Genomic DNA, 25,275 nt, shown 5'->3' with positions numbered 1-25,275 from the left:
GTTCGTCCGAGCTGTACCGCGTCGTGCAAGGCATCACCGAAGTGCTGGACAGCCTGGTCGTGGACCTGGAGTACCTCGGGCGCGAGTCGTACATGGTGCTGTTCGTTCAGTTGCAGCCCGGCATCCCACTGGACGAGCCACTGGCGCAGCGCATCCGGCAGGCCTTGCGCACGGGTTTGTCGGCACGCCACGTCCCCAACGAAATCATTCAGGTAAGCGCGATCCCGAAAACGATCACCGGCAAGAAGCTGGAGCTGCCCGTCAAGAAGCTGCTGCTGGGCCATGCGCTCGAGAAGGTCGTGAGCCGCGATGCGTTGGCCGACCCGGAGAGCATCGACTGGTACGTGGATTTCGCTAAAAGATACCGACATCGAGCGGATTGAGGCCGTTTTTTGAGGCCTGCGAGCCTCCCCAGTCCTCCCTCACAGAAGCCAGTCCCGCAGCCGCCGAGAAGCCTGGAATTCGCCGGGCGAGACGTTCTTGAGTTCGAAGCCCGTCCACCCAGCCCAGTGACTGGTCTCGCTCAGGTACTCCTGCGCTCGTAAGCCAACTCCATCCGATAGGCCAGCCCCAGGAACAGCGACTGCGCCAGGCACAGGGTGCTCGTGAGCGAACGAAATCCGAAGGTGGCGCCATCTTGGGCCAGTAGCACCGCGCTGGCGCGCCCGGCCAGCGGGCTGAGTTGGCTGTCGGTGATGGCCAGCAGCCGCGCGCCCTGCGCCAGCGCCGCGTCCACCACCTCCAACGTTTCCTTCGCGTAGGGTTCGAACGAAACGGCGACCAGCACGTCACCCGGCGCCAGTGCGCGCAACTCGCCCTGCTGCATGTGGCCCAGGCCGTGCAACCAATGCACCGGCTTGGCCGTGTGCTGCAGCGCATAGGCCAGGTAAGCACCCACCGGGAACGCGCGGCGCGAGGCCGCCAGCCACAGGGCGGGCGCGTCCAGCATCAGTTCCACCGCCGCATCGAAACGTTCGTCCGGCAGGCCAGCCTGCAGCGCCTGCAGGCTCTCGATGCTGCCGCCGATCACCTCGTGCGCAATGCGCGCGGGGGTGATCGGCGCAGCGTCGGCCCCAACCAGGGAGCGGATGCGCTCCTGGTAGTCGCGATGGGGCGCCAGCCGCTGGGCCGCGCCGGCGCGGAACAGCGCCTGCATTTCCGAGAAGCCGGAAAAACCGAAGTGCTTGGCAAAGCGCACCACGGCCGAAGGCTGCACGCCGCACTCGCTGGCGGTTTCCTGCACGCCGTCCAGCGCCAGCCGGTCGCGGCTGGTTTCCACGTAGCGCGCGATCAGCTTGAGTTGGCGGCTCAGGCTTTCAAAGCCGGCACGCACGGCCTGCAGGAAGTCCTCGGCGCTGGCGTACGGACCAGCGGCGATGGCTGGCGACACCGCGATCGGAGAAGAAATTCTATTTTTCATTTATCTAGAAATATTTTTCTATTTTCGCTAAGATCGGCCGCATCGGACAAACGAACCACGCCCACCGGCCGCGCGGGGCATTCTGAACCCGCCGCCGGCGCCACCACGGAGACAACGCTTCATGCGCACCCTTTCCTTTCCCACGGGCCGCCCGGTCGACATCGCCTGCCTCGGGCGCCTGGCGGTCGACCTGTACGCCGACCAGATCGGCTGCAGCCTGGAGGACGCGACCAGCTTCTCCAAGTATCTGGGCGGCTCCTCGGCCAACATCGCCTTCGGCACCGCTCGCCTGGGCCTGGCCTCGGCCATGGTCTCACGCGTGGGTGACGAGCAGAACGGCCGTTTCCTGCTCGACACGCTGCGGCGCGAGGGCTGCGACGTGAGCCAGGTGCAGGTCGACCCGCAGCGCCTGACCGGCATGGTGCTGCTGGGCATCAAAGACCAGGACACCTTCCCGCTGTTGTTTGCGCGCGAGAACTGCGCCGACATGGCGCTGGACGCCGGCGCCATCGACGAAGACTTCATCGCCGGCTGCCGCAGCCTGCTGGTCACCGGCACCCACCTGAGCACGCCCACCGTGCTGGCCGCCAGCCGGCGCGCGCTGGAACTGGCCGGCCGCCACGGCGCGGTGCGGGTGTTGGACATCGACTACCGTCCGGTGCTCTGGGGCCTGACGGGCCGGGGCGACGGCGAAACGCGCTACGTGAGCAGCCAGGCGGTGACCCGGCACCTGCAGGAACAACTCGGCCAGTTCGAACTGATCATCGGCACCGAAGAGGAATGGATGATCGCCGGCGGCGTCGAAGGCGACCTGATGGCCTGCCTGCGCCGCGCCCGTGAATGCACGCAGGCGGTGTTCGTGGTCAAGCGCGGCGCGCTGGGCTGCAGCATCGTCGACGGCGCGGTGCCGGCGCGCATCGACGACGCACTCACCGTGCTGGGCGAGCGCATCGAGGTGCTGAACGTGCTGGGCGCGGGCGACGCCTTTGCCTCCGGCCTGATGAGCGGGCTGCTGCGCGGCAAGGACTGGCACGAGTCCGCGGCCATCGCCAATGCCTGCGGCGCCATCGTCGTTTCACGCCACGGCTGCGCGCCCGCGATGCCGACGCTGGCCGAATTGGCGCACTGGTTCTCCGGCAACCGTCATCCGCGCCCGGACCTCGATCCGCAGTTGGCTCACCTGCATCGCGCGAGTGTTCGGCGCAAGGAATGGCCCGAGCTTTATGTGCTGGCCTATGACCATCGCTCGCAGTTCGAAGACATGGCGCGCGAGACCGGTGCCGAGCCGGCGCGCCTGGCGCGCCTCAAGCACCTGCTGAACGAGGTGGTGGCCGGTATCGAGCACGACGAGCCCGGCTACCGCGGTCGGCTCGGCGTTTTGATCGACGGCCGCCCCGCCCTGGGCGAGGCCGCGCTGCACGCCGCCACCGGCCGCGGCTGGTGGCTGGGCCGGCCGATCGAGCAGCCGGGCTCGCGCCCGCTGCGTTTCGACGGCATGCGCTCGCTGGGCTCGCAGCTCAGACACTGGCCGCGCGAGCAGGTGGTGAAGTGCCTGGTCTTCTATCACCCGAGCGATGCCACCGCACTGCGCCACGAGCAGGACGAATGGCTGCTGCAGGTGGCCGAGGCCACGCGCGCCAGTGGCCACGAACTGCTGCTGGAAGTGATCCCGCCGCGCGACACGCTCGCGCCCGGCGACATGGGCGAGGCGGTGGTGCAGGCCATCCGCCACTTCTACGACCTGGGCCTTCGGCCCGAGTGGTGGAAGGTCGGCGCGCTGTCGACACGCCAGTGGGAGGAACTCGACGCGTTGGTGCGCGAGCGCGATCCGTACTGCCGCGGTGCGGTGATCCTCGGGCTGTCGCAGCCGCTGGAGGACCTGGTGGCGGGTTTCGCGCAGGCGCGCGTGCCGCTGGTCAAGGGCTTCATGGTCGGTCGCTCGGTGTGGTGCGATCCCAGCCAGGCCTGGCTGCGCGGCGAGATCGACGACACCGGCCTCAAGGCCCGGGTGGCCGCCAATTTCCTCCGTCTGGTCGACGGCTGGCACGCCAGCCGGGTCGCCGCACCGGTGGGCGAGGAGGCACTGCAATGAGCCTGCTGGTCAAGGCCGCGCCGGCAGGGCGCGTGATTGCGGATGTCACGCCCGTTTCGGCGGGTTGGACGCACGTCGGCTTCAAGGCGCTGCGCCTGGCGGCGGGCGAGGAAGAGGCACTGGTCACCGGCACGCGCGAGCTGTGCATCACGGTGCTCACCGGCCAGGTCGACGTGACGGTGAACGCGCGGCGCTACAGCGCGCTGGGCAGCCGGGGCTCGGTGTTCGAAGACCGTTCCCCCACGGCGGTCTATGTGCCGCCGGGGCGCGAAGTGCGCATCGTAGCGCGCGGCCCGGCCGAGGTGGCGCTGAGTTCCGCGCCGGCCAAGGGGCTGCACCCGGAGCGCGTGATCGAGCCCGCGCAGATGACGCGCAGCGTGCGCGGACAGGGCAGCAACACCCGCCACGTCTGCGACATCCTGCCGCAGACCGAGCCGGCCGAAGGCCTGCTGGTGGTGGAGGTCATCACGCCGGCCGGCCACGCGTCGAGCTACCCGCCGCACAAGCACGACACCGCGGGCGATGGCGAGACGGTGCTGGAAGAAACCTACTACCACCAACTCAACCCGGCGCAGGGCTTTGCCTTCCAGCGCGTCTACACCGACGACCGCAGCCTGGACGAGACCATGGCCGTCGAGCACCGCGACACCGTCCTGGTGCCGCGCGGCTACCACCCCTGCGTGGCACCGCACGGCTACGACCTCTACTACCTCAACACCATGGCCGGCCCGCAGCGGCATTGGGCCTTCCGCAACGACCCGGCGCACGAATGGATGCTGGCGCCGCGCTAACGCCGGCCGCCAGTCACCTGCGACTCACACGAGACGAATGCGACGGCCCGACGCGGCCGACAGTTCTGCCGCGCGCGGCAGGCAAAGAGAAAAGAAGACAGATACACAACCCTGGAGACAAGACATCATGAACAAGCGAACCACCCTCCGCCTCCTGGCGGCCACGCTGCTCGCCGGTCTCGGCACCGTGCAGGCGCAGCCTGCTGCCTACCCGCGCCAACCACTGAAATGGGTCGTGCCCTACGCACCGGGCGGCACCACCGATGTGATTGCGCGCCAGCTCGCCATGCGCATGGGGCAAACGATGGGTCAGCCGGTCATCGCCGACAACAAGCCGGGCGCGGCCAGCATCATCGGCGCCACCTTCATCGCCCGCTCGGCGCCGGACGGCTACACGGTGGGCACGGTGGACTCGGGCACGCTGGCTTTCAATCCCGCGATGTACGCCAGCCTCAGCTACAACGCCGAGAAGGACTTCAGCTTCATCGGTGGCCTGGGCCGGATGCCGCTGGTATTGGCCGTGCACCCCGCGTTCCCCGCGAAGAACGTGCAGGAGTTCCTGGCGCTGGTTCGCAAGTCGCCGGGCTCCGTGTCCTCGGCTTCGTCGGGCCCGGGCTCGCCGCTGCACGTGGCGCTCGAGCTGTTCAAGCAGCAGACCCAAACCGACATCCTGCATGTCGCCTACAAGGGCTCGGCCCCTGCGCTGCAGGACCTGATGGCCAACCAGGTGAACTCGATGTTCGTGGACTTGCCGCCCAGCCTGTCGATGATCAAGGCCGGCAAGCTGCGCGTGCTGGCCGTCGCCACACCGCAGCGCCTGGCCATCCTGCCGGACGTGCCCACGATGGCCGAAGCCGGCGTGCCCGGCTACGAAGCCTACGCATGGCAGGGCCTCGTCGGCCCAGCCGGGCTGCCCGCGCCGGTGCTCGAACGACTGAACAAGGAACTGGTGGATGCGCTCAAGCACCCGCAGACACGCGCCAAGCTGGAAGAGATCGGCATCCAGCCGATGCCGATGACGCCGCCGCAGTTCGCGGACTTCGTGCGCAGCGAACAGAAGCTGTGGTCCGGCGTGATCAAGGCCGCCAACATCCGGCTCGATTGAGGGCACGCTTTCCAAGGAGACTTCTCATGACCCATTCGCCATTCACCCGCCGCCATGCCCTGGGCGCCCTCGCGGCGCTTGGAGGCAGCGCCTTGCTGCCTGCCGCCGCGCAGCCCGCCGCCTATCCGAGCAAGCCGGTCGAGTTGATCGTGCCCTTCGCCGCCGGCGGGGGCACCGACGTGCTGGCCCGCGCACTGGCCGAGGCCGCACGGCCACACCTTTCGCAGAGCCTGATCGTCATCAATCGCGCCGGCGCGAGTGGCGGCGTTGGCTGGGCCGAACTGGTGAACGCCAAGCCCGATGGCTACAAGCTGGCGATCATCACCGTGGAGATCACGATGATCCCCCACATGGGCGTCGTGAAGTTCACCTCCGACGAGGTGACGCCGATCGTGCGCCTGAATGCAGATCCGGCCACCATCGCGGTGCGCGCCGATTCGCCGTACAAGACCATCGAGGAATTCCTGGCCGCCGCGCGCAAGGCGCCCGGCGCATTGCGCGTCGGCAACGCCGGCCCCGGTTCCCTCGGTCATCTGGCGGCCGCTGCGCTGGAGGACAAGACCGGCACACAGTTCAATCATGTACCGTTCCGCGGCGCCAACCCAGCGGTGCTGGACCTGCTGGGCGGCCACATCGAAGCGGTGGCGGTCACGCCCGTCGAAGTGGCGACCTACGTCGCAGCCGGCAAGGTCCGACCACTGGCGGTGATGGCCGACAAGCGCATCGCAGCCGGCTGGGAGCAGGTGCCGACGCTTCGGGAACGGCAGATCGACCTGGTCATCCAAGGCTGGCGTGGACTGGCAGCGCCCAAGGGCACGCCACCCGAGGTGCTCGCGGTGCTGCGCAACGCGATGGTCAAGGCCCTGCAGGAACCCGCGCTGCGCGAGACGATGGCCAAGCAGAACATGGGCGAAGGCTATCTGGACGAAGCGGCCTTCAAGGCGCTGATCGCACGCGACAACGCCAGCTTCCGCCAGCTCATCCACAAACTGGGCATCAAGCCCGTCTGACAAGGAGTGACCTCATGACTGTCTCGCCCGGCCGCCTGCGCATCCAACGCGTCAACATCGACCACCACATCGCCGGCGCCCCCGCCGCCAACACCTCCGGCCGCACGCAGGACGTGACCAACCCCGCCACCGGCGCCGTCACCGGCAAGGTCGGCCTGGCCGACGCCGCCCAGGTGGGGGCCGCCGTGGCCGCCGCCCAAGCCGCGTTCCCGGCCTGGGCCGACACGCCGCCGATCCGCCGGGCGCGCGTGATGTTCAAGTTCCTCGAACTGCTCAACCAGCACAAGGACGAGCTCGCCCACCTCATCACCGCCGAGCACGGCAAGGTCTTCACCGACGCGCAGGGCGAGGTGAGCCGCGGCATCGACATCGTCGAGTTCGCCTGCGGCATTCCGCAGCTGCTCAAGGGCGACTTCACCGACCAGGTGAGCACCGGCATCGACAACTGGACGCTGCGCCAGCCGCTGGGCGTGGTCGCGGGCATCACGCCCTTCAACTTCCCGGTGATGGTGCCGATGTGGATGTTCCCGGTGGCCATCGCCGCGGGCAACACCTTCGTGCTGAAGCCCAGCCCGACCGACCCGAGCCCGTCGCTGCTGATGGCCGAGCTGCTCAAGAAGGCCGGCCTGCCCGACGGCGTGTTCAACGTGGTGCAGGGCGACAAGGCCGCGGTCGACGCGCTGCTGGAGCACCCCGACGTCAAGGCGTCAGCTTCGTGGGCTCCACGCCCATCGCCAACTACATCTACGAGACCGGCGCACGCCACGGCAAGCGCGTGCAGGCGCTGGGCGGCGCGAAGAACCACATGGTCGTCATGCCCGACGCCGACATCGACCAGGCGTGGACGCGCTGATCGGCGCCGGTTACGGCTCGGCCGGCGAGCGCTGCATGGCGATCAGCGTCGCGGTGCTGGTGGGCGACGTGGCCGACCGCCTGCTGCCCAAGCTCATCGAGCGCACGAAGACGCTGAAGGTGCTCAACGGCGAGAACCTCGCGGCCGAGATGGGCCCGATCGTCACGCGCGCCGCGCACGAGCGCATCACCGGCTACATCGCGCAGGGCGAGAAGGAAGGCGCGAAGCTGCTGGTCGACGGCCGCAGCTTCGACGGCAACAAGGCTGGCGAAGGCTGCGGCGACGGCTTCTGGATGGGCGGCACGCTGTTCGACCACGTCACGCCCGAGATGCGCATCTACAAGGAGAGATCTTCGGCCCCGTGCTGGGCTGCCTGCGCGTCGCGACCTTCAAGGAAGCCGTCGACCTCATCAACGCGCACGAGTTCGGCAACGGCGTGAGCTGCTTCACGCGCGACGGCAACGTGGCGCGCGAGTTCGGCCGCCGCATCCAGGTCGGCATGGTCGGCATCAACGTGCCGATCCCGGTGCCGATGGCCTGGCACGGCTTCGGCGGCTGGAAGAAGAGCCTGTTCGGCGACATGCACGCGTATGGCGAAGAGGGCGTGCGCTTCTATACGAAGCAGAAGTCGATCATGCAGCGCTGGCCCGAGAGCATCGGCAAGGGCGCGGAATTCGTGATGCCGACGGCGCGCTGATCCACACGACGTCTGCCCGAGGGTCGCTGTGACGGCCTGACGGTGGACTCACGTCCTTCGAATCGAGGATCTCGCCCAGCTGTCTGTCAATTTCGCGATCGCGGTCCCGGCCGCACACCGAAGTGATGCCGTACGTTCCCGAACACTGGGTCGCTGCCCACGACCCAGGCAGCCCCCACGACACGGGGGCATGGAACACGCGTCCGCCTTGTGGACGTTCCCAATAGATCATCTCGGCCGGCCTCCGAGTGACTCGGTCACGTTCGAGAAGTAATCGAGATACGCATCCAGCATGCCGGGCCGCTCGCGAATGCCTTGTGCGATCACGGTCATCCCGCCTGGTGGTTCCGGCAACGAGGCGCCCGCCGGCACTTAGTGCGTCATGCGGGCAAGCGTGGCGACGCTCAGGTCCCACTCGTGACCGATGGCCCTGGGCAAACTCCCGCCGGGCCCATGGCCGAAAGTCTCGCCACCGCTTCGTCGCAAGCGTCGAAGACGTGCTGCAGGTACAGCAGGCCGGCAACAAGCTGAGGGGGCAGTGCAGGTCACCCGCGCCCCGAGCTGAAGTGGGCCGCCGAAGGTGCGCTCGATCTCACTCCAGTCGATCAGCCGGCCAGGTGCACCAGCGGAAGGCGCATGTTGATCAACTCATCGGTCCGCGGTGCTGAGGGTTGAGCCTTCATCATCAAACCTCGTCGGAATTTGCAAGGTAATGGCGTTCAACGTCGCAATATCCTGCAAATCTCACGCCCGAAGATGCTACGAGTCTCCAAGCGCGTTGTCCAGGGCGGACTGGATCGGGCTCTATGATGACAACCCCATCATCTTTGTAATGCTATGAGCTTGGTAAACGTTGTTTCCATATCAGATATTGTTGAATCAATTTCAAAACATGTACCAAAAAATTGGGGCGATGAAGGCCCGCTTTCACTTGCAAATTTTCCAATTAACGCACAAAGCCCATTTAAATTCGCTGCACGCTCAGTGGCACGCTTGCATGCAATTAAAATCTCCAGCCTCAATCATCATATTGAAATTATATTTCAAGAGTCGCACGCCGCCGCAAAACTTGACCAATGCCTGCACAATGCTCACGAAATAGGTAGTGGGCCTTGTTGGTTTGATTGGGGAGATACAGGACTGCCAAAAATCAGCAGTACGGCAAGATCCGAAGCACAAAGGATGCTAGTCCATATGTCTCGATGGATTGACCGTTTTGAAGTTTCACTGATTAAAGCTCAGCACAGCGGATTTCCAACAACAATCAGCACTTCACCTTCGGACGGAAAATACAAAAACAACGGCGATTCAGAGCGACTTCGAGTCATTGGATTTAGGCGAGATGAAATAATAGAGTTTCTGGACTCTCACAATGTCCCGCACTCTCTTCGAGAAACCTATTTATCCAAAAATTGACCATCTCAAATTGAATATCTGATGAGAAAATCGCCACAAATTTTCTCGTATTGATTGGAAATTTTTCCATTTCGACTGGATAGAGAAAGGGATTTTTTGCTCTATTTATTTGAATTCAAGATGAAACGCGCTGATCCGACAAAGGTCGACTTCAGTGCCTCTTAAAAGCACGTATCGTGAGGCGAAGCCAAGCTTCTGCGTCATCCTGCTTGAGGCATAGTCGTTCGCCCTCAACCTCACACCCCATAAACAGATCCATAGCCACGAAACACTGCTACAGCTGCTACAGGTAGCAGCTGTAGCAGTGTTTCGATGCATGTAAATCACAATCTATCTAGAACCATGGAAAATTGTCGGCATCCTTGGGGAAGCCATTGTTCGGAGCCCCTTCCACAAGGTCGACCTTGAATTTACTCGGATTTAGCCAAAGATTAATTTGACTTTGCTTTCTGACGATGCGAACCATGCCCTTTTGCGCCATGAGGTCCAGTGCGCGATCACGGGCATTGACATTTCGCGGTGATGGGCCCAGCTGAAGTATTTTTCTCACCGATATATATGGCTTTCGACCATCGATCTCGCACCTAGCATGAAGCCATTCAGTGATATTTTTTGCGTGCAGTTCATCGTCATCGTTTTCCCTCTCCTTGAAGATGGCATGAAATTCACGCAGGTAAAAATCACATACCCAAGTCGCAGCAACGACCGAATCGTGCCCGATCTCCAGAGTGTCCGACCCCAGGCAATGAAATAACGCACTGATACGTGCAGCGTTTTCTGCCATCTTCGAAGCCGCATCAGGGATATCGAAGAACATCTCTCCCCTTTGTTGAAACGTCTCCGTTCGTCGGGCAAATGCCGCCCATTCTTCTGCAGCAATGGGTGAAAATTGCAACGTCTCAGGCGTCGCTGGCGGTGATTCAAGCGGGTGGTTTTTTCGAAGCAGCTGCGTGATTCTTCGAGTCCACTCCTCCATTCCCTCCGCATACTGAACGCCTGGCCGAAGATCTCGGTAGCCCGGCTCAAAGTGGGGCCGAGCCACGAGGCACCTTGATACGAATCCGCTCTCGCGTGCGTGGTTATTGGCCTTCCCAAGGAAGTTGTCCACCACACGAGGCTGAGCCATGAGCGAGAGCGTCAGATTCGTACGCTCCGAAAGTGAACTGCCAGTAGTCACGCGATCAATGTTGATCGCGTCTCCACTCCATGCCTTGTTCAGTATCTCTAGGCTGCGCAGCACGGGTGCGTTCAGGACCGTGCCGCCTTCGTCAGAAAAGATGCCCGTCGTGGGATGACTGTCAGCCAGGATACGGGCAAACGCAGCTGGAGTGGCATCCTCGACGATCAGCTTGTAGCCTTTGGGCTTTTGAGGCTCTCTTTCATAGAGTTCGACCATCTTGCTTTCGATGTCCGCGATCGGCTTGTCAGTGGCTCGCGCCTTGCTGATCGCCCGCTCCAGCCCTTTACGCTCGCTATCCCAGATTCGCCGATCCCGCTCGAAGTCCCGGATTCTCTTTGCGTGTTCAGCGTCGCACTCTGCCTGAAACGCGCGCACAGGCACCATGAAAGGTCTGTCCGTCGATGACTTGCGCACGCCGGAGCCGGCAATGGTCAGAAGGTAGACCCCTATGTTGCATGTATAGCCAATGGGAACCTTGACGCGGCGAGAACCCTGACAAGCGATCGACAGCACACCCAATGCGGAAGCAAATGCCAACTCCACCGGAGACTGAACGACGGCGCCGACCTCCTGCAGTACTTTCTGCAATAGGGGCGGCAAATGGTGCCAAGGAAAACCAACTCGTATACTTTTCTTAGGTATGAATCCTGGAGATGGCATTACTTAAAAATATATTTTTACAACAAATTAATTGTAACGCAAACCAACAAGGCTCCGCGCACTCCGATCATTGGCCCGAATCAGACCACCTTCTCATCGAGAAAATATTAAACCTCCTCGATCTCCGTCATATAGCCCGGTTGCCGCACGCTCTTTTTTTGAATCGTGCAGCACTGGTGACATTCGCGCGCGCATTGATTGAATTGGCAAAGCTTCATCCTAATTTCGCATCAACGTCTACATAGGATAGATGATGGCGGAAATTTCCATGACACCTCCTTGGACTTCCGAAAGAGCGCGGCGAGAGGAGTTCGGGCGCGCAAGGAAGCCGGCCATTAGTTGCCCCCGAATGAACGGGGCCAAAGAGCATTTAAGTAAAAATCTACTTGCCCCGTCCATGATTTGTCAGGCGCCGGGAGGTAGCCAGGCATCCACGCGTAAACAGTGCGGGGGCTCTGCCCTGGGTTTATTTTCTTATTGATAAGAGAGGTACTTTGTACCTCTCTCTGAAAGTCTGAATAGACTCGACTCAGAGAAAAGTCGTTAGAAGTAGAACCGCAATTTTTTCCAAGGCGCGGGCGTTCGACTCAGCTCTACCGCTCGGTCTTGATGCACGCGAGAGTTGCCGAAAATCTCCATCGAGCGCGCTATCCCTGGGACAGAGTTGAGCAGGGCCCACCGATCTGCTGGATGCCGGGGCATATGTCCTTTGTTCAGTTGCTTCAATCGGCTGTGTCTATTCACTGAGTCAACGGACTGCCCGTCTCCGTGGGCGCGGACCCAGAAGGCGGCTCGTATCGCTAGGTGGGCTTGAGCAGTGAGTTCGCGTTACCGCCTGATCTTGCTGCGTGCCAGCACCACATTTCGAAGGCCGATCGTGATCCTGAGGCTCGAGGCATCACCCAGTCGTCGAACCGCTTTGCGGCTTCTTCTCTCACGGGATCGGGCGATTTCTATCGTGGCGGGCAATGACATGACAGCGAACTGCGTTGTCCTCGTCTTCGATCCACTGCTCACCTCCGAATGCGTCACAGCCAAGCATCGAGGACACCAATAAACCCAAATTTGAGATCAATGAAATGGCCACCCATATGAAAAAAGTCCCTCAGTCTCACTGCTCGAACTGCAGCGCCCCCATCGGCCCTATTCACGTGAACCTGCATCGCAACGCCGAATGTCTCGCGAGACCATACACCACCGGAAACCACTTGGAAGTTACAAATGCCCGAGTGCTGAAGTCGTACTGCACGAAGTGCGGCGTACAAGCGGCCTGCGATTATTTACAAGAGGCTGGCTTTTTCCTTCAGGACGTGCAGGACTATGAGAACGTCCGCGTCTGCACGAGTTGCGGGTACTCTCATGTGAACATGTATGAATGGCATCCCACCTACTTGATTGCCGTCAACCGATTCGATGGGGTATTTCTCGACACGCTTGAGGAAACAGTCGTTGTGATTGCGTGCGAGAGATGCGAAACGGCGCACGGACAGTGGTTGTGACCGCACGATTGAGCTGAAGCGTCCTTGACGCCGGATTGCCGCGTGTGCGTCGACTCCTTGATGCCAGTTGTTTCCATCCCGGCAGTGATGCTCCTTCCCGTTCAAGCTACCAAGAGGCGCCGGACCCAAAAAAAGAAGCACAGACCTGCGAGCGATCTCTCGATCGCCCGCATGGTCTGCGCCAACTCTTGAATGTCCGCCCTCAGCGCCTGAAGAACTGCTGCGCCTCGACCTGCCGCTCAGCCTCCTGAACTGCCTCTTGCAAAAAGTGCAGCAGTGCGCGCAGCTCCATCACCAACTGCGAGTCGCCGTCGCGCGGCCGGACAAGGTCTGGCGGGACTGTCTTGCCCGTATCGCTGAAGGAGACGGTGGCCCTGCTCAGGATCGCGATCTCGCCGAGGATCGCCCAGGCCCGCTCAGCTCTTCCGGCATCTCGAAGGCACTGCTCCAGATAACCGAAGTACGCCGCTGCGTTTTCGCGCTCGATGAAGTTCTCCCCCAGCTGAAACTCGAACTTCTGGATCTTCTCGCACAGGTCCAGGAACTCACGCGTGGCCATGTCGTACATGCTGCGGTACTTCTGAGCCAAAGGGTCGGCGCCGTCCTGTGGCGTGCCGCGATGCTGTCCGGACTGCGGCCCTTGCCACTCCTTGCTGCGGAATTGCAGGAACGCCTGCAATCCGCTGACCAGGTGTGCCACCTCGCCTTCGTTGACGGCCAGGCAGTCGATGAGCTTGTGGCCGTTGATGTAGATCCCGGTCTTTTCCGCCTCGATGAACCGAATGTCAGGCCACCGCCAGATCGCCAGGCCTGAGCCCAGGTCCTTCAGGCGAATCTGGTTTTCGGTGAGCATGACCCCGTCCTTCGCGCCGCCGAATACGGTGGTGTCCATGAGCGCCACCACCTCTTCGGCCTGGATACCGCGGCCATAGCTTTGCAGGGCGTTGCTGAGTTTCTTCAGCGGAATGCTGGGGGCGAAGTAAGTTCGCGAAAACCGGCCGTCCGATGCGAAGCGTTGATGCAGAAAGTTCTGCAATGACGCTGTGGTTGGCGCCGGTGCACCTTCCCGATTTGCCACTGGTTCGTCGGCAGCGACGTCGTCGCTGCTCTGGGGGCTGAGCGCGTCGAACCGCGCCCGCCGCTGCGCGTCCGAGAGCACCGCGTAGGCCTCATTGACCTCCTGCATCCGGGCAGTTGCCCACTGCAGCGTTTGCGCATCGCTGCCTTGATACTTGTCGGGGTGGTACTGCGTCCGGCGCCCCTTGTAGGCCAGCGCGATCTCGGCTTCAGCGGCGCTGCGGCGAACGCCGAGGACCTCGTAATGATCTTTCATGGTTCATCGCGTCAATCACGCAGGCAAATCGCCGTGGCTTGGGTCATGCGCTGACCCAGCCCCTCCACCTGCTCGCCGGCATGCATCTGCCGCAGGTCCGGCTCGATCTTGCCGAAGATGCATTTGCAGATCGACTTCGAGATGCCGCCCTGGACGCATCCCTCCATGAAGTCGACCTTCACCTCGTCGCGACCACAGCCTGCCAACGCAATCAGCAGGCCGATGGCGGCAAGTCGACGCAAGAGCTTGATATTCATGACATCAGCACCAGGCCGACGAACAGCGCCAGGATGCCCGCGCCGAGGATCTTGCCCAGCCCTGGGAACAGCATGATGGGCCAAACGATTCCGGTGCCCAGGTTGTATGCAAAGCTCTTGTACGAGTTGTCTCCGAACAGCCATCCGTAAAGGGCGAACAACACCCCGATGGCAAGGTAAATGCAGATGATCTTGGCTTTCTTGGACATGTGATTCGATGTATGGGTCGTCCTGGTCCAGACCGCTTGAGGCGGCCCGGCCAGGGCAGTGTCTAGATTGATGGAGATGGGGAGTGAGAAGAGCCGAGGCCCCTCATCCCAGGTTGCACTGGAAGCCCTTCTTGCCGTATGCCGGCAGGACCTGAGCGGCATTGCTCTTGGCGAAGGTGATCGTCTTGCCGCCGTAGCTGACCAAGGCATCGCCCTTGCGAAGGTCGTTCAGCAAGGTGATGAAGTTGTCCTCGCCTACGCGGCTGTCGGCCTCGAAGGGGCCTTCGTACGTGCGGCCGCCGACCTTGACCGTGAACTTCTTCACCTCCTGGGACGAAGCCATCGCCGTCAAGGTGACGCTGGACGCCGCGTCGGCGCTGCCTTCCTGCGTTGGGCAGCCGATGAGCAGCCGCATGCCCTGGGCGTCGATGAAGTACTCGAGGTTGCCCTGGCCATAGCCTTGAGTCCATTGCCCCTGGGCAGCTTGCGCGGCCGGGGCGGTCAGAACGAGCGTCGCCAGCAGCGCGCTCAGCGCAAGGCGGCCTCTTTGGATGTGTGTGTTGATCATTTTTTCCTCTAGTTAGTGTTGATGGAGACGTCTACGCAGACTTGCTCTCAAGCAATCGCGCCGCCGCACGAAGCAGACACCCGCCTCTCAAAAGCTCAGGCAAGTCATACCTGTTCGAAGGCTTCTGGAATCGCTCTCCGAGGCTTCTTGAGTGGATTTTTTATAGATTTTTAAATCTACCAATTGCATAGTTTGCCAGATATAGATTCATCGTCTATGGATTTTTAGATCTAGGATTTTCAGACTCGGAGCAATGCCGAAGTCGACCTCCAAACTAGCCAGCAAGGAGGATGTTCAGTTGCGATTTGGGGTTGCTGTTCGTGCATTTCGGGATGCCCGCAAGCTGACTCAGGAGCAACTCGCAGAGTTCAGCGATATGCACGTGACGTACATCAGCCAGATTGAACGGGGACTAAAGAACGTCTCGCTGTTCAACATTCATCGCCTCGCCCACGCGCTGGGCATTGCACCAGCCGAGTTGCTAGGCAGTGTTTCGCATATGCAGGGCCTCGGGGCACGCCACCAATGACAGAGAGATCGGCGACGCCCCAATCCCAGTAAAACGCCACATTCAACGGGGGGTGATGCGGACAGGGGCCTCCTCCGGCAACTGAAGTTGTCGCACCCTAGCCTCCTCTTCGGTGGCGCGCCAGGTCGCTTCCTGCTGAAACGGATCGGTTTGCTTGCGCTGCAGCATCACGCGATCCACCCGTTGAAGAAACGCCTCATCGAGCGCGAACATTTCCTTCTGGCTGGTTACGCCGGGCGCGGGGATCGCGTCAGGTGTGCTTCTCATGAGGGCTTGCCCTCGAAGAAGATCGCCTGCACACGCTGGGCGCCAGCGCCGTGGGCCGGAAAACCCACGATGGCGGCGCGATCAAGTTGCTGGCAGATGCCGCAGTTCAGACAGTCCGAGTTGCCGGTGCTGGCGGGGCAGACGATCACCTGGCGCCCGGCTGGCGTACGGATGGGTTTCGTTGCGCCCTGAGGCAGTACCACGACCACGGGCGCGATGCCCAGGTCCGCATACGCGTCGGCCTGGACCAAGGTCTCGGCACTGAGGTTGACCGTGAAGCCAAGCCGGTTCGCATTGAGGATCGCCGCCTGGTTTTCGGGGGTAGGCGGATAGTGGGTGTAGGTGAATCCACGACGCCCCCGGTTCGCCATGGCCAGCCGTGTGAGCTGGCCGGCATCAATGACGCCGGGCGCCTCGGGCGTCAGATCACCCGCCTGGTTGTGGCGCCACAGGGCATGGCGACGCAAGGTGGTGATCTCCTGGAGCAATTCGCCGAAGCTGTGGCCTCGCCGCCCCTCGGACACGCTGCGCCAATGAATGGCCAGGGGTCCGCTTTCGGCATAGCAGCCATTGCCCTTGAAGCTGCAGCTCGGTGGGCACGAGTTCGCACTCGTCGTGGTCACCGGAATCGGGCCGGTCTTTCGGTTGCGGCTGACGCGCACCAGGTGATAGGTGCAGATGTCCTGTTTGGTGGAAGCTGCAGGAGAGTGATTCAGCCGTTCCTGGGACGGCCTGGTTGATGGCGGGCGAGCGTGTGCCTCCGCCATGATCGGAATAAACAAAGTTGATCCTCTATGTTGTGAGCGCAGCCGTTGACGGCAACGCCATGAAGTGCCGGCCCTAAAGGGCGATAAGGGGCGAGCCAGACCCACGCGCGCACCTCCACCACGCTCTAGGCCAGAGAGGCCGGGGCGTGGTGGGTGCGTGCGTAGGGGATGAAGGCGGACCGGGAGGTCCGAGGCGGGCGCGGGGGAGCCCCTATTCACTCTTCAGTGCAGCTGCAGCGAGTCAGCTGCGGTCCGAGAGTCAGCGCCCTTGAGTGGTCGAAGTGGCGGCTAGGCTGGGGTCGTTGCGCCCCAGCCTTCTGGCCAGCTTGTCCCGCACTTCCACAGCGCAGCCATGCCAGGCATGACCACTGACCATGGGCGTGTCCAGCGCCTGGGGATCCGTTTCAGCGACGCGCCTGGCGTACTGCTCCAGCGCCTGCATCACGAATGCCTGGATAAGTGCGCCATGGGCACTGAACTCCATCAGCTCGGTGACGAATTCAACGTTGGTCGACGGCATGCAGGCTCCCCTCATTCACCTCGCACACCTCACATGTCGACTGCAGGATCTCGAAGCCCGCATCGGCAATGAGGCCCGGATCCAGCAGCATGACCAGGTCATCCGAGATGCCCGAGCGCATCGACGCCCACGCCTCATCGTCCAGGCCATCCTCGCGTGCACGCACCCTGGCAGCACCAGCGAGCGCCTCCTCATCGAAGACGGCAAGCTCGACGCTGAACACCACCACCGTGCGGGGCATGGCCGGGGTGAACGCGGTGCCGCTCATGCATCCTCCCCGGCGTCGATGCGCGAGATCTCCGCACCGAACGCCAGCGCCGCGTTGTCGGCACTGGGTGGTCCGTTCTGGCGAATCCACCAATCGGGCGGGCTATGCGGCACGGTCATCACACCCAGGTAGCCGCCTTGCGAGGCGTAGCCCACCACCTTGGCGCGGCCGATGCCGTTGATGCGGATGAGCACGTCGTCGCCGATCGAGGGAACTTCGAAGTCGCTAGACCACTTGAATACGTCTTGGGCGAAGGGGTCTCGGGTATGGGGCGGCACTGTGGCGTGCCGCCGGAACTTGGTCTTCATGGGTGTTTCTCTTGTGGATGTTTTTCTTGGGACGACAACACCGTCGCGCTGCCGAGTTGTCGGGATTTCAGGCGACAGATCAGGCCGTCGCTCTCTCGTGCCACGTCCCAGCCACGGCGGCCGAGGCTTCGGCGCAGCACGTAGGTCCACTCGCCGTACGAGACGCGCATGCCCGGGCGGATGGCTGCTCGCCTCGCTGCACGGTTCGCATGGAACTCGCGCACCTTCTCGCGCCACGGGCCTGCGTAGGGCCCAGTCGGAGGACTGGCCCGATCCAGGAAGGCCAAGGGACAGTCGAAGTAGTACGGCCCGCAGCTCTCGTCCATGCTCTTGACGGCCACTTCACCCTTCCTGCAATCGATGAGGGTCAGGCCGATCCAGATCCGCCCGGCGTGTTCACCCGAACGGTTTTGTGCCAGGAACCACAGCCGGTTGCCGATCGCGCGATGTGCCAGCACCGCAGCAAAGGCTGCGACGCTATGCAGTTCGTCATGGACGGCTTGGTCCTTGGTGGCCCGGTAGACGATGCTGCCCATCTCAGACCTCCGCCCGATCGCCCGCCAGTGGCGCGCAGTCGGTTGCCACGCAGTGCCAGAACTCGCGCTCGGCATCGATGAGTCGGGAGATCTCGACCTCGTCGCGTTCGACCCGGTGGATCCGCAGGTCCTGGCCGCAGATCAGGGCAACCACATCCAGGGCCTGGGCGCCTGTGACAGCCAGCCAATGCAGCATCTGGATCCGCACGTAGGCGGGAAGGCCCGCGCTCCAGAGCTCAGCCGCGTGCATGCCGACGCATCGACACTCCAGCAGCTGGACATCGGGAGCGCCGACGACTTCGCGGCCGGGAAGCGCCAGCATCCAGGGGTGCTGCGGGTGCCGCAGCAAGGCGCGAGTGCGCCGCACCTGGTGCCCCGTGCGCAGCGCATAGTGCGCCGCCACGATGGGCTCGAGCAGGCGGTCCCAATAGGCTGCGGTTTCTGCGGACTGAACGAGGGAAGGATCGACAGGCTGCAGCAGGTCGTGGCGCTCGGTCTTCTCCATCCACAGCCGCACGGCAGACTTGAAGGGATCGCGACCTACGGCCGCAGCGGCGTCGAGACTGCCGATCCCGGCAAGGCCGTCCGTTTGCATGTCCGGCCACCGCTCGGATATCGGATCCTGCGAACGAGTGGTCGGCACCAAGTGCAATGCAGGGGCGCGAGACCGCGCACGAGCGCTCGGGGAACGCTGTGTGCTTCGGGGAGTTGAGTTCATCGATTTCTTTCTGAAGGTTGAAACCGCCCCATCCAGCAAAAAGCCCCGCCCTCTCGATGGAGGGGCGGGGCTTTGGTGAGGAGCTGAGTGGGAGTTGTGAGAGGGAGTGAGGAGGAGGTCGAAGATCCAATAGCGTCAAGCAGCGAGCTCCAGCGCATGCGCCAACGCGCGTTGCTTGAGGGCAGCGCCCTGGCCGAACCAGGCACTGTCCAGGCGGTACTCGCGATTGCGAGCCCGGCGTTCGTGGTCGACGAATTCGGTCATCGCGCTGAGCAAGCCCCAGGTCGTGCCCCGCGCAGCGGCAAGCTCGGCGCCCCGGCCCTTGCCCTCGTACAACTCGAGGACCTTGCGTGCCGCCCAGGCTCGCGGTATGGACTGGATGCCGGTCTGAGCTGTGGCGAGCCCATTCGATTCGATCGGCCCATAGAGCACATGCTGGATATAGGCTTCGACCTCCTTGCACTTGACCTTGCGCTCGGACAGGACCTTCATGCGGTGCATGAAGTCGTCCCACTGTCCGATGGCAATGCCGAGCTGTCGTTTGACGGCGTCTGCGTCGAAGCTGGTGTTGTGGGGCACGCGAATGACGTTGCTGGTGTTGTCCAGTGCGATAGCCAGGGTGTTGTTGCACACGACCCGTACGGTCGTCGGCGTGACCGTGGTGGCCAGTGAGCCGTCGCAGGAGGTCGCGAACAACAAATAGCCGTTGACGGTGTCGCTGCCCTTGAGCACGGCCTGCTTGCCGGTGCGCGCCAGCGCCCAGACCTTGCGCCCACCCTTGAGGACCCCTGCCGTTTCCATCTCGTAGCCGCCGACCTCGGTGAGGTCACGGTAGAACTCCAGGACTTCGCGGGGCTGCACGACCTGGTAGCGGCTGCTGACGACCGACAGCGGCATGTGGGAGTCGCTGCGGTAGAGCACCTTCTGCTCGGAGAAGGATTCCAGGGCCTGCAGGGAATCGCCCTCAGCTTGGGTCATGAAGCGCACCGGCGTTTCCTGGATGGTCCAGTCCATGCCGGCTTGCTGGGCCCAGATTTCGACGGGCTGATTGGGTTGGAGGCGATGGCCCAAGCGGTGCCACGGTGTGTCGCCGACGTAAGCCATTTGTTCGATCTGATGTGCCATGGAAGATCTTTCTTAAATTGCGCGCACAGGCGAGCATTGGCCGAGGAGCTGCGACAGCCTCGGCCGGGAGGATTTGTGGGAAGGAGAAAAGGAAACGACGAGCCGAGTGGCTCAAGGGCGAAAAGCGCGAAAGGGATAACTGCGCGTCAGGCGAAATCAGGGTCATCAGGATCGATTTCGTGCGGATTCGGCTCCGAGTCGGGATTCATCGGTCGAAAAGGGAACGGTGCAGTCGGTTCGGCCGAGGACCATGGCGGCTCACTGGTTCCTCGCTGACCACTAAAGGTGTGACCGCACGCGGTACATCGGCAGTTGTTCAGGACCCGGTCGTCGACGACACGCCCGAAGATGGCGCCGACCTCCGTGCCGAGCGCACCGCCGCCCAGAGCGCCGAGGACGACGCCGATGGCGGTGCCGAGGCTGCCGCCGACCGGTCCGGCAGCCATGCCGATGGTGAAGCCGGTGCGGGCTCCGCGCAGTGCACCAGCGATGCCGCCGGCTGCACCGGCCAGACCGCCGAGCGTGCCACCGGTTCGCTGGGCCACGTCGCGGGTTTCGATGCGGTTGGAGCCGCAGTTGGGACATTGAAAGTAGGACAAGCTGAAGAAACTCCTTTGCAGGCGGGTGAATGGAAGAGAAGGAGCACCCAGACGGCAAAAAGCCCGGCGGACCGCGAGGTCGTGCCGGGCTTCTTGCTGGTTTGGCTGGTTAGGTTCGAGAAAGCGAGAGTTCGGTCGAAGATTTGATGGGGAATCGGCTCCATCGCACGTACTCGCCCGACTGGGCAAGCCAGATGGTCACTTCTTGTCAGTGCTCACCTAAGTCATATGGGTCTGAAAAATTCTGGAATCAAACACGTTCGCTCGAAATCGAGAATTGACCACCCCTGTCCAGAGCCAAAGCCTGATATTTCCCCGCACACACCTTGTTAGCACGGCCAACCGCCCTTTGTCGCGAGCAGAGCCGCTCCAGCGCAACGAGGGAGCTGCCCATCTACCAAATGAAGCGGCCTGGCCGCAGCCAGATGCCATATTTACGGAAGGTTCTCGCGAAAGATCACCTGGCTGCGCGTGGTCTCCACGCCGCTGAGCGCGTCCCGCTTGTCGCGCAGGTTGGTGAAGATACGCACGCAGCTCATCAGCGTGGTGTGCGGGCTCTGCGTGATCACCGCGTCCATGCTGCCGTCGATGAGGAGCGCGCGCGTATCGGGCGTGAGGCCGTGGCCGATGAAGACCACCTTCTGCTCGCGCCCCGCTTCCTTCAGTGCGCGCGCCACGCCGTCTGACGCGCCGCCGATGTTGTAGATGCCGCCCATGTCGGGATGCTGCTCCAGCAGAGCGCGGGTCTGGCGGTAGTTCTTGGCCGCGTCGTCCTGGCCTTCGCGCAGGCCCACGACTTCGAGCTTCGGGAACATCTCGTCGATGACGTGCAGGAAGCCCGCCTCGCGCTCCTCGTGCGCCTTGTAGCTCAGGCTGCCCGCGATGAGCGCGACCTTCGCGGCGCGCGCGCCGATGAAGCGGCCGATGAGGTAACCGGCCGTGCGCCCGGCGGCGCGGTTGTCGAGCCCCACGAACGCAGCGCGCTCGGAGTTCGACAGATCCGAGATCAGCGTGACCACCGGCAGCCCGCGCGCGGCCAGCGCGGCCACCGCTTCGCGCACCGCCGGATGTTCGAGCGCCATCATCGCGATGCCATCGCAACGCTGGCCGTGCTTGCGCAATGCGTCGGCCAGCTCGTGCGGATTGAAGCTCTCGATGAACACCGTGCGGCACTGGACGTTGAACGGCGCCCAGTGCTCCTGCGAGTAACCCACCATATCGCCCAGCATGCGAATGAAGCGGTTAGTGCCCGCGGGCAGCAGGAACACGAGCCGCAGCGGCGGCGGTGTCAGCGCCGCATAGAGCTCGGGGCCCGGCAGATAGTCGAGCTCGCCCGCGGCCTTGAGCACGCGCTGCACCGTGGCGTCACGCACGCCGGGCCGGCGGTTGAGCACGCGATCGACCGTGGCGGTCGACACCTGCGCCGCGCGCGCGATGTCGACCACGCGCGCGCGGCGTGCATCGGAAGGAGGTGAAGGGTTATGCCGCATACATCAAAAACCATCAGAATCGAGTTTGACCCGGATGATGCATGCTTTTATCGTCACTTTGGTCCGAATCCACCGATGCATCAGATTGCATCAAGCACATTCCGAAGATCCTGGAGACAAAAGACATGACCTCGCTGACTCGCCGCAGTGCCTTGCGCACGCTTTCCGCCCTCCCCGCCGCCGGCATCGTGTCGGCTGTGCCGCGCATCGCGCGCGCTGCGGAGTTCTCGTACAAGTACGGCAACAACCTGCCGCTGAGCCATCCGCTGAACGTGCGCGCGCAGGAAGCCGCGGACCGCATCGCCAAGGAAACCAAGGGCCGGGTCGAGATCAAGATCTTCCCCAACAACCAGCTCGGTGGCGACACCGACATGCTTGCGCAGGTGCGCTCGGGCGGCATCGAGTTCTTCACGCCGTCGGCACTCGTCATCGCCACGCTCGTGCCGGTGGCCGCCATCAACGCGGTGGGCTTTGCATTCAACGACTACAGCCAGGTGTGGGCCGCAATGGACGGCAAGGTCGGCGCGCATGTGCGCGGTGCCATCGCCAAGTCGCGCCTCTATGCGTTCGAGAAGATGTGGGACAACGGCTTTCGCCAGACCACGAGCAGCAAGGCGGCCGTTGCCACCGCGAAGGACATGGACGGCCTGAAGATCCGCGTGCCGGTGAGCCCGCTGTCGATCTCGATGTTCAAGGGCCTGGGCGCCGCGCCCGCGAGCCTGCAGTTCAGCGAGGTGTATTCGGCGCTGCAGACGAAGATCGTCGATGCGCAGGAGAACCCGCTGCCCATCATCCAGGTCGCCAAGCTCTTCGAGGTGCAGAAGTTCTGCTCGCTCACCAACCACATCTGGGACGGCTACTGGTTCATTGCCAACGGCCGTGCATGGGACGCCCTGCCCGCCGACCTGAAGACCATCGTCGCGCGCGCCATCAATGACGCCGGCATGCAGCAGCGTGAGGACATCAAGAAGCTCAACGACTCCGTCGTCGGCGACCTGCAGGCCAAGGGCCTCACCATCAACCGCCCGACGGCCGACAGCTTCCGCGCCAAGCTGCGCGAATCGGGCTTCTACGGCGAGTGGAAGGGCCGCTTCGGTCCCGAGGCCTGGGCGCTGCTCGAAGGCACCGTCGGCAAGCTGGCTTAAGCGGCCATGGTGCATGGATCCACTTTCGAGGCGGCGCCGTTTACTGGCGCCGGCCCTTCGGCCAACGCGCTGAGCAGCATCGCCGGGCGCGCCGACCGCGTGATCGGCGGCGCCGTCGAAGCCATGGCCGCACTGCTGGTGCTGACCGAGATCTGCGTGCTGTTCGCGGGCGTGGTGTCGCGCTATGTGTTCCATGCACCGCTGGTGTGGTCGGACGAGCTCGCGTCGATCCTCTTTCTCTGGCTCTCGATGCTGGGCGCCGTGGTCGCGCTGCGGCGCGGCGAGCACATGCGCATGACGGCGCTGCTGCAGAAGGTGACGCCTTCGACGCGCGCCATGCTCGATGCATTCGCCATTGCCGCGTCCATCGCGTTCCTGGTGCTCGTCGCCTGGCCCTCGATCGACTACGCGCACGAGGAGTCGTTCATCGTCACGCCCGCGCTGGAGATCAGCAACGCCTGGCGCGCCGCGGCCATTCCGGCGGGCATCGGCATCATGCTTGTGATGGCGCTGCTGCGGCTGTTGCGTGTATGCACAGGCAAGCAGATAGCAGTCGCGGTGCTCGGCATGGCCGCGCTGGTCGGCATCTTCTGGCTCGCGGCGCCGCTGTTCGCGACGCTCGGCAAGTTCAACCTCGTGATCTTCTTCGTGGTCGTGGTGGCGGCCACCGTGCTCTCGGGCGTGCCCATCGCGTTCTCGTTCGCGCTCGCCACCTTCGGCTACCTCGCGCTCACCACGCGCACGCCGCTCCTGGTGATGGTAGGGCGGCTGGACGAAGGCATGTCGCACCTGATCCTGCTCGCGGTGCCGCTCTTCATCTTCCTGGGCGCACTGATCGAGATGACAGGCATGGCGCGCGCCATGATCCAGTTCCTCGCGAGCCTGCTGGGTCATGTGCGCGGCGGCCTCTCGTACGTTCTGATCGGTGCGATGTACCTGGTGTCGGGCATCTCGGGCTCCAAGATCGCCGACATGGCGGCCATCGCGCCCGTGCTGTTCCCCGAGATGGTCAAGCGCGGCGCCAAGCCGGGCGACCTGGTGGCGCTGCTCTCGGCCACCGGCGCGCAGACCGAAACCATTCCGCCGTCGATCGTGCTCATCACCATAGGCTCGGTCACGGGCATCTCTATTGCCGCGCTCTTCACCGGCGGGCTGCTGCCGGCCGTGGTGCTGGGGGCGGCGCTATGCGTGGTCGTGTGGTGGCGCTACCGCCGCGAAGACCTGAGCGGCGTGCAGCGCTACAGCAAGCGCGAGATCGGCAAGCTGCTGATGGTCGCGCTGCCCGCGGTGCTGCTGCCCTTCGTGATCCGCGCCGCCGTGGTCGAGGGCGTGGCCACCGCCACCGAGGTGTCGACCATCGGCATCGTGTATTCGGCACTGGTCGGGCTCTTCGTGTACCGGCAGTTCGACTGGAAGCGGCTGAAGCCGATGCTGATCGACACCGCCTCGCTCTCGGGCGCGATCATCTTCATCGTGGGCTGCGCCACGGCCATGGCCTGGGGCCTCACGCAGTCGGGTTTCTCGCAGGACCTGGCGCGCATCATGGGCACGCTGCCGGGCGGCGCGTATGGCTTCCTCGCTGTATCGATCGTCGCATTCATCGTGCTGGGCAGCGTGCTTGAGGGCATTCCGGCCATCGTGCTGTTCGGGCCACTGCTCTTTCCCATCGCCAAGGCCGCGGGCGTGCACGAGGTGCACTACGCGATGGTCGTGATCTTCTCGATGGGCATCGGCCTCTTCGCGCCGCCCTTCGGCGTCGGCTACTACGGCGCGTGCGCCGTGAGCAAGGTCAACCCCGACGAAGGCATCAGGCACATCTGGGGCTACATCGCCGCGATGCTAGTGGGCCTCGTGATCGTGGCCGCCTTCCCGTGGTTCTCGACCGGCTTCCTCAAGTTCTGATCACAACAACA

Annotated in this window: 25 protein-coding genes and 2 pseudogenes; 10 read left to right on the top strand and 17 right to left on the bottom strand. The window is 63.3% G+C overall.

The window, feature by feature from the left end; all coding sequences use genetic code 11:
* The first annotated feature begins 23 nt into the window (after positions 1-23).
* Positions 24-383 carry a hypothetical protein gene (locus tag ACAM42_RS07245; RefSeq protein WP_369631582.1) on the top strand — a complete coding sequence of 120 codons (360 nt, stop codon included), beginning with the start codon at positions 24-26 and terminating at the stop codon, positions 381-383.
* A 140-nt stretch (positions 384-523) separates the two neighbouring features.
* On the opposite strand, the gene ACAM42_RS07240 is transcribed toward ACAM42_RS07245, so the two are convergent.
* Positions 524-1,420 (bottom strand): MurR/RpiR family transcriptional regulator, encoded by an 897-nt coding sequence (locus tag ACAM42_RS07240; RefSeq protein WP_307697121.1) that lies wholly within the window; start codon positions 1,418-1,420, stop codon positions 524-526.
* A 121-nt stretch (positions 1,421-1,541) separates the two neighbouring features.
* Between ACAM42_RS07240 and iolC the strand changes: the two genes are divergently transcribed.
* The 5 genes and pseudogenes from iolC to ACAM42_RS07215 all read left to right on the top strand — a co-directional run bounded on the left by iolC (position 1,542) and on the right by ACAM42_RS07215 (position 7,968).
* A complete protein-coding gene (gene iolC / locus ACAM42_RS07235) occupies positions 1,542-3,512 on the top strand; it encodes a 5-dehydro-2-deoxygluconokinase (protein WP_307697122.1) in 1,971 nt (656 codons plus the stop codon).
* Positions 3,509-4,303: a 5-deoxy-glucuronate isomerase gene (gene iolB, locus ACAM42_RS07230; protein WP_159275048.1), complete on the top strand. Its 795-nt coding sequence runs from the start codon at positions 3,509-3,511 to the stop codon at positions 4,301-4,303. The genes iolC and iolB overlap by 4 nt, the downstream gene beginning before the upstream one ends.
* A gap of 127 nt (positions 4,304-4,430) precedes the next feature.
* Positions 4,431-5,408 carry a tripartite tricarboxylate transporter substrate binding protein gene (locus ACAM42_RS07225; protein ID WP_159275049.1) on the top strand — a complete coding sequence of 326 codons (978 nt, stop codon included), beginning with the start codon at positions 4,431-4,433 and terminating at the stop codon, positions 5,406-5,408.
* 26 nt (positions 5,409-5,434) lie between these two features.
* Positions 5,435-6,418: a tripartite tricarboxylate transporter substrate binding protein gene (locus ACAM42_RS07220; RefSeq protein WP_307697123.1), complete on the top strand. Its 984-nt coding sequence runs from the start codon at positions 5,435-5,437 to the stop codon at positions 6,416-6,418.
* Between the two features lie 113 nt (positions 6,419-6,531).
* Positions 6,532-7,968, top strand: a pseudogene (locus ACAM42_RS07215) (CoA-acylating methylmalonate-semialdehyde dehydrogenase).
* Between the two features lie 470 nt (positions 7,969-8,438).
* Here ACAM42_RS07215 and ACAM42_RS07210 read toward each other — a convergent pair.
* Positions 8,439-8,651: pseudogene (locus ACAM42_RS07210) on the bottom strand (IS5/IS1182 family transposase); the annotation flags it as partial.
* Positions 8,652-8,805: 154 nt separating this feature from the next.
* Here ACAM42_RS07210 and ACAM42_RS07205 point away from each other — a divergent pair.
* Positions 8,806-9,384, top strand: coding sequence for a hypothetical protein (locus ACAM42_RS07205; protein WP_369631581.1), 579 nt, complete (start codon positions 8,806-8,808; stop codon positions 9,382-9,384).
* A gap of 334 nt (positions 9,385-9,718) precedes the next feature.
* Here the strand turns inward: ACAM42_RS07205 and ACAM42_RS07200 are convergent, their stop codons facing one another.
* From ACAM42_RS07200 to ACAM42_RS07180, 5 genes are all read right to left on the bottom strand, one after another.
* Positions 9,719-11,152, bottom strand: coding sequence for a YfjI family protein (locus ACAM42_RS07200; protein WP_369631580.1), 1,434 nt, complete (start codon positions 11,150-11,152; stop codon positions 9,719-9,721).
* Positions 11,153-12,925: 1,773 nt separating this feature from the next.
* Positions 12,926-14,056 (bottom strand): J domain-containing protein, encoded by a 1,131-nt coding sequence (locus tag ACAM42_RS07195; RefSeq protein WP_369631579.1) that lies wholly within the window; start codon positions 14,054-14,056, stop codon positions 12,926-12,928.
* Positions 14,057-14,067: 11 nt separating this feature from the next.
* Positions 14,068-14,313 (bottom strand): hypothetical protein, encoded by a 246-nt coding sequence (locus ACAM42_RS07190; protein ID WP_095743809.1) that lies wholly within the window; start codon positions 14,311-14,313, stop codon positions 14,068-14,070.
* Positions 14,310-14,522 carry a hypothetical protein gene (locus tag ACAM42_RS07185; RefSeq protein ID WP_095743808.1) on the bottom strand — a complete coding sequence of 71 codons (213 nt, stop codon included), beginning with the start codon at positions 14,520-14,522 and terminating at the stop codon, positions 14,310-14,312. The genes ACAM42_RS07190 and ACAM42_RS07185 overlap by 4 nt, the downstream gene beginning before the upstream one ends.
* 103 nt (positions 14,523-14,625) lie before the next feature.
* The gene (locus ACAM42_RS07180; RefSeq protein ID WP_369631578.1) at positions 14,626-15,090 is read right to left on the bottom strand and encodes a hypothetical protein; all 465 of its coding nucleotides are present in this window, start codon (positions 15,088-15,090) and stop codon (positions 14,626-14,628) included.
* 253 nt (positions 15,091-15,343) lie between these two features.
* Between ACAM42_RS07180 and ACAM42_RS07175 the strand changes: the two genes are divergently transcribed.
* Positions 15,344-15,619: a helix-turn-helix domain-containing protein gene (locus tag ACAM42_RS07175; protein ID WP_369631577.1), complete on the top strand. Its 276-nt coding sequence runs from the start codon at positions 15,344-15,346 to the stop codon at positions 15,617-15,619.
* 42 nt (positions 15,620-15,661) lie between these two features.
* Here ACAM42_RS07175 and ACAM42_RS07170 read toward each other — a convergent pair whose 3' ends face one another.
* The 10 genes from ACAM42_RS07170 to ACAM42_RS07125 all read right to left on the bottom strand — a co-directional run bounded on the left by ACAM42_RS07170 (position 15,662) and on the right by ACAM42_RS07125 (position 22,217).
* Entirely contained in the window at positions 15,662-15,886 is a 225-nt protein-coding gene (locus ACAM42_RS07170) for a hypothetical protein (RefSeq protein WP_369631576.1), read from the bottom strand.
* Positions 15,883-16,668, bottom strand: coding sequence for a hypothetical protein (locus ACAM42_RS07165; RefSeq protein ID WP_369631575.1), 786 nt, complete (start codon positions 16,666-16,668; stop codon positions 15,883-15,885). The genes ACAM42_RS07170 and ACAM42_RS07165 overlap by 4 nt, the downstream gene beginning before the upstream one ends.
* A gap of 244 nt (positions 16,669-16,912) precedes the next feature.
* Entirely contained in the window at positions 16,913-17,173 is a 261-nt protein-coding gene (locus ACAM42_RS07160; RefSeq protein ID WP_369631574.1) for a hypothetical protein, read from the bottom strand.
* On the bottom strand, positions 17,154-17,441 hold the full coding sequence (locus ACAM42_RS07155) for a hypothetical protein (RefSeq protein ID WP_369631573.1): 288 nt from the start codon (positions 17,439-17,441) through the stop codon (positions 17,154-17,156). The genes ACAM42_RS07160 and ACAM42_RS07155 overlap by 20 nt, the downstream gene beginning before the upstream one ends.
* The gene (locus ACAM42_RS07150) at positions 17,438-17,749 is read right to left on the bottom strand and encodes a hypothetical protein (RefSeq protein ID WP_369631572.1); all 312 of its coding nucleotides are present in this window, start codon (positions 17,747-17,749) and stop codon (positions 17,438-17,440) included. Before ACAM42_RS07150 ends, ACAM42_RS07155 begins: the two co-directional genes overlap by 4 nt.
* Positions 17,746-18,285: a hypothetical protein gene (locus ACAM42_RS07145; protein WP_369631571.1), complete on the bottom strand. Its 540-nt coding sequence runs from the start codon at positions 18,283-18,285 to the stop codon at positions 17,746-17,748. Before ACAM42_RS07145 ends, ACAM42_RS07150 begins: the two co-directional genes overlap by 4 nt.
* Position 18,286: 1 nt before the next feature.
* Positions 18,287-18,880, bottom strand: coding sequence for a YqaJ viral recombinase family protein (locus ACAM42_RS07140; RefSeq protein WP_369631570.1), 594 nt, complete (start codon positions 18,878-18,880; stop codon positions 18,287-18,289).
* Positions 18,881-19,138: 258 nt separating this feature from the next.
* Complete coding sequence (locus tag ACAM42_RS07135; protein WP_369631569.1) at positions 19,139-20,128, bottom strand: DUF932 domain-containing protein; 990 nt, start codon at positions 20,126-20,128, stop codon at positions 19,139-19,141.
* A 146-nt stretch (positions 20,129-20,274) separates the two neighbouring features.
* Positions 20,275-20,727 carry a hypothetical protein gene (locus ACAM42_RS07130; protein ID WP_369631568.1) on the bottom strand — a complete coding sequence of 151 codons (453 nt, stop codon included), beginning with the start codon at positions 20,725-20,727 and terminating at the stop codon, positions 20,275-20,277.
* A gap of 434 nt (positions 20,728-21,161) precedes the next feature.
* Positions 21,162-22,217 carry a LacI family DNA-binding transcriptional regulator gene (locus ACAM42_RS07125; protein WP_369631567.1) on the bottom strand — a complete coding sequence of 352 codons (1,056 nt, stop codon included), beginning with the start codon at positions 22,215-22,217 and terminating at the stop codon, positions 21,162-21,164.
* Positions 22,218-22,342: 125 nt separating this feature from the next.
* On the opposite strand from ACAM42_RS07125, the gene ACAM42_RS07120 reads away from it, so the two are divergent.
* Together ACAM42_RS07120 and ACAM42_RS07115 are read left to right on the top strand one after the other, a co-directional pair.
* Positions 22,343-23,362 carry a TRAP transporter substrate-binding protein gene (locus ACAM42_RS07120; RefSeq protein ID WP_192195195.1) on the top strand — a complete coding sequence of 340 codons (1,020 nt, stop codon included), beginning with the start codon at positions 22,343-22,345 and terminating at the stop codon, positions 23,360-23,362.
* A 6-nt stretch (positions 23,363-23,368) separates the two neighbouring features.
* Positions 23,369-25,264, top strand: coding sequence for a TRAP transporter large permease subunit (locus ACAM42_RS07115; protein WP_369631566.1), 1,896 nt, complete (start codon positions 23,369-23,371; stop codon positions 25,262-25,264).
* The last annotated feature ends 11 nt before the right edge of the window (positions 25,265-25,275 follow it).

Source organism: Variovorax sp. V35 (genome assembly GCF_041154465.1).
Taxonomy (GTDB): domain Bacteria; phylum Pseudomonadota; class Gammaproteobacteria; order Burkholderiales; family Burkholderiaceae_C; genus Variovorax; species Variovorax boronicumulans.
The sequence above is the reverse complement of the archived record's forward strand: the minus strand, read 5'-3'. Positions and strand labels throughout refer to the sequence as shown.

What these genes read in the sequence shown, in the direction of transcription:
- ACAM42_RS07240 (WP_307697121.1), bottom strand. Translation starts at nt 1,420, where the DNA reads ATGAAAAATAGAATTTCTTCTCCGATCGCGGTGTCGCCAGCCATCGCC.
- iolC (WP_307697122.1), top strand. Translation starts at nt 1,542, where the DNA reads ATGCGCACCCTTTCCTTTCCCACGGGCCGCCCGGTCGACATCGCCTGC.
- iolB (WP_159275048.1), top strand. Translation starts at nt 3,509, where the DNA reads ATGAGCCTGCTGGTCAAGGCCGCGCCGGCAGGGCGCGTGATTGCGGAT.
- ACAM42_RS07225 (WP_159275049.1), top strand. Translation starts at nt 4,431, where the DNA reads ATGAACAAGCGAACCACCCTCCGCCTCCTGGCGGCCACGCTGCTCGCC.
- ACAM42_RS07220 (WP_307697123.1), top strand. Translation starts at nt 5,435, where the DNA reads ATGACCCATTCGCCATTCACCCGCCGCCATGCCCTGGGCGCCCTCGCG.
- ACAM42_RS07205 (WP_369631581.1), top strand. Translation starts at nt 8,806, where the DNA reads ATGAGCTTGGTAAACGTTGTTTCCATATCAGATATTGTTGAATCAATT.
- ACAM42_RS07195 (WP_369631579.1), bottom strand. Translation starts at nt 14,056, where the DNA reads ATGAAAGATCATTACGAGGTCCTCGGCGTTCGCCGCAGCGCCGCTGAA.
- ACAM42_RS07190 (WP_095743809.1), bottom strand. Translation starts at nt 14,313, where the DNA reads ATGAATATCAAGCTCTTGCGTCGACTTGCCGCCATCGGCCTGCTGATT.
- ACAM42_RS07185 (WP_095743808.1), bottom strand. Translation starts at nt 14,522, where the DNA reads ATGTCCAAGAAAGCCAAGATCATCTGCATTTACCTTGCCATCGGGGTG.
- ACAM42_RS07180 (WP_369631578.1), bottom strand. Translation starts at nt 15,090, where the DNA reads ATGATCAACACACACATCCAAAGAGGCCGCCTTGCGCTGAGCGCGCTG.
- ACAM42_RS07175 (WP_369631577.1), top strand. Translation starts at nt 15,344, where the DNA reads ATGCCGAAGTCGACCTCCAAACTAGCCAGCAAGGAGGATGTTCAGTTG.
- ACAM42_RS07170 (WP_369631576.1), bottom strand. Translation starts at nt 15,886, where the DNA reads ATGAGAAGCACACCTGACGCGATCCCCGCGCCCGGCGTAACCAGCCAG.
- ACAM42_RS07160 (WP_369631574.1), bottom strand. Translation starts at nt 17,173, where the DNA reads ATGCCGTCGACCAACGTTGAATTCGTCACCGAGCTGATGGAGTTCAGT.
- ACAM42_RS07155 (WP_369631573.1), bottom strand. Translation starts at nt 17,441, where the DNA reads ATGAGCGGCACCGCGTTCACCCCGGCCATGCCCCGCACGGTGGTGGTG.
- ACAM42_RS07150 (WP_369631572.1), bottom strand. Translation starts at nt 17,749, where the DNA reads ATGAAGACCAAGTTCCGGCGGCACGCCACAGTGCCGCCCCATACCCGA.
- ACAM42_RS07145 (WP_369631571.1), bottom strand. Translation starts at nt 18,285, where the DNA reads ATGGGCAGCATCGTCTACCGGGCCACCAAGGACCAAGCCGTCCATGAC.
- ACAM42_RS07140 (WP_369631570.1), bottom strand. Translation starts at nt 18,880, where the DNA reads ATGCAAACGGACGGCCTTGCCGGGATCGGCAGTCTCGACGCCGCTGCG.
- ACAM42_RS07135 (WP_369631569.1), bottom strand. Translation starts at nt 20,128, where the DNA reads ATGGCACATCAGATCGAACAAATGGCTTACGTCGGCGACACACCGTGG.
- ACAM42_RS07125 (WP_369631567.1), bottom strand. Translation starts at nt 22,217, where the DNA reads ATGCGGCATAACCCTTCACCTCCTTCCGATGCACGCCGCGCGCGCGTG.
- ACAM42_RS07120 (WP_192195195.1), top strand. Translation starts at nt 22,343, where the DNA reads ATGACCTCGCTGACTCGCCGCAGTGCCTTGCGCACGCTTTCCGCCCTC.
- ACAM42_RS07115 (WP_369631566.1), top strand. Translation starts at nt 23,369, where the DNA reads ATGGTGCATGGATCCACTTTCGAGGCGGCGCCGTTTACTGGCGCCGGC.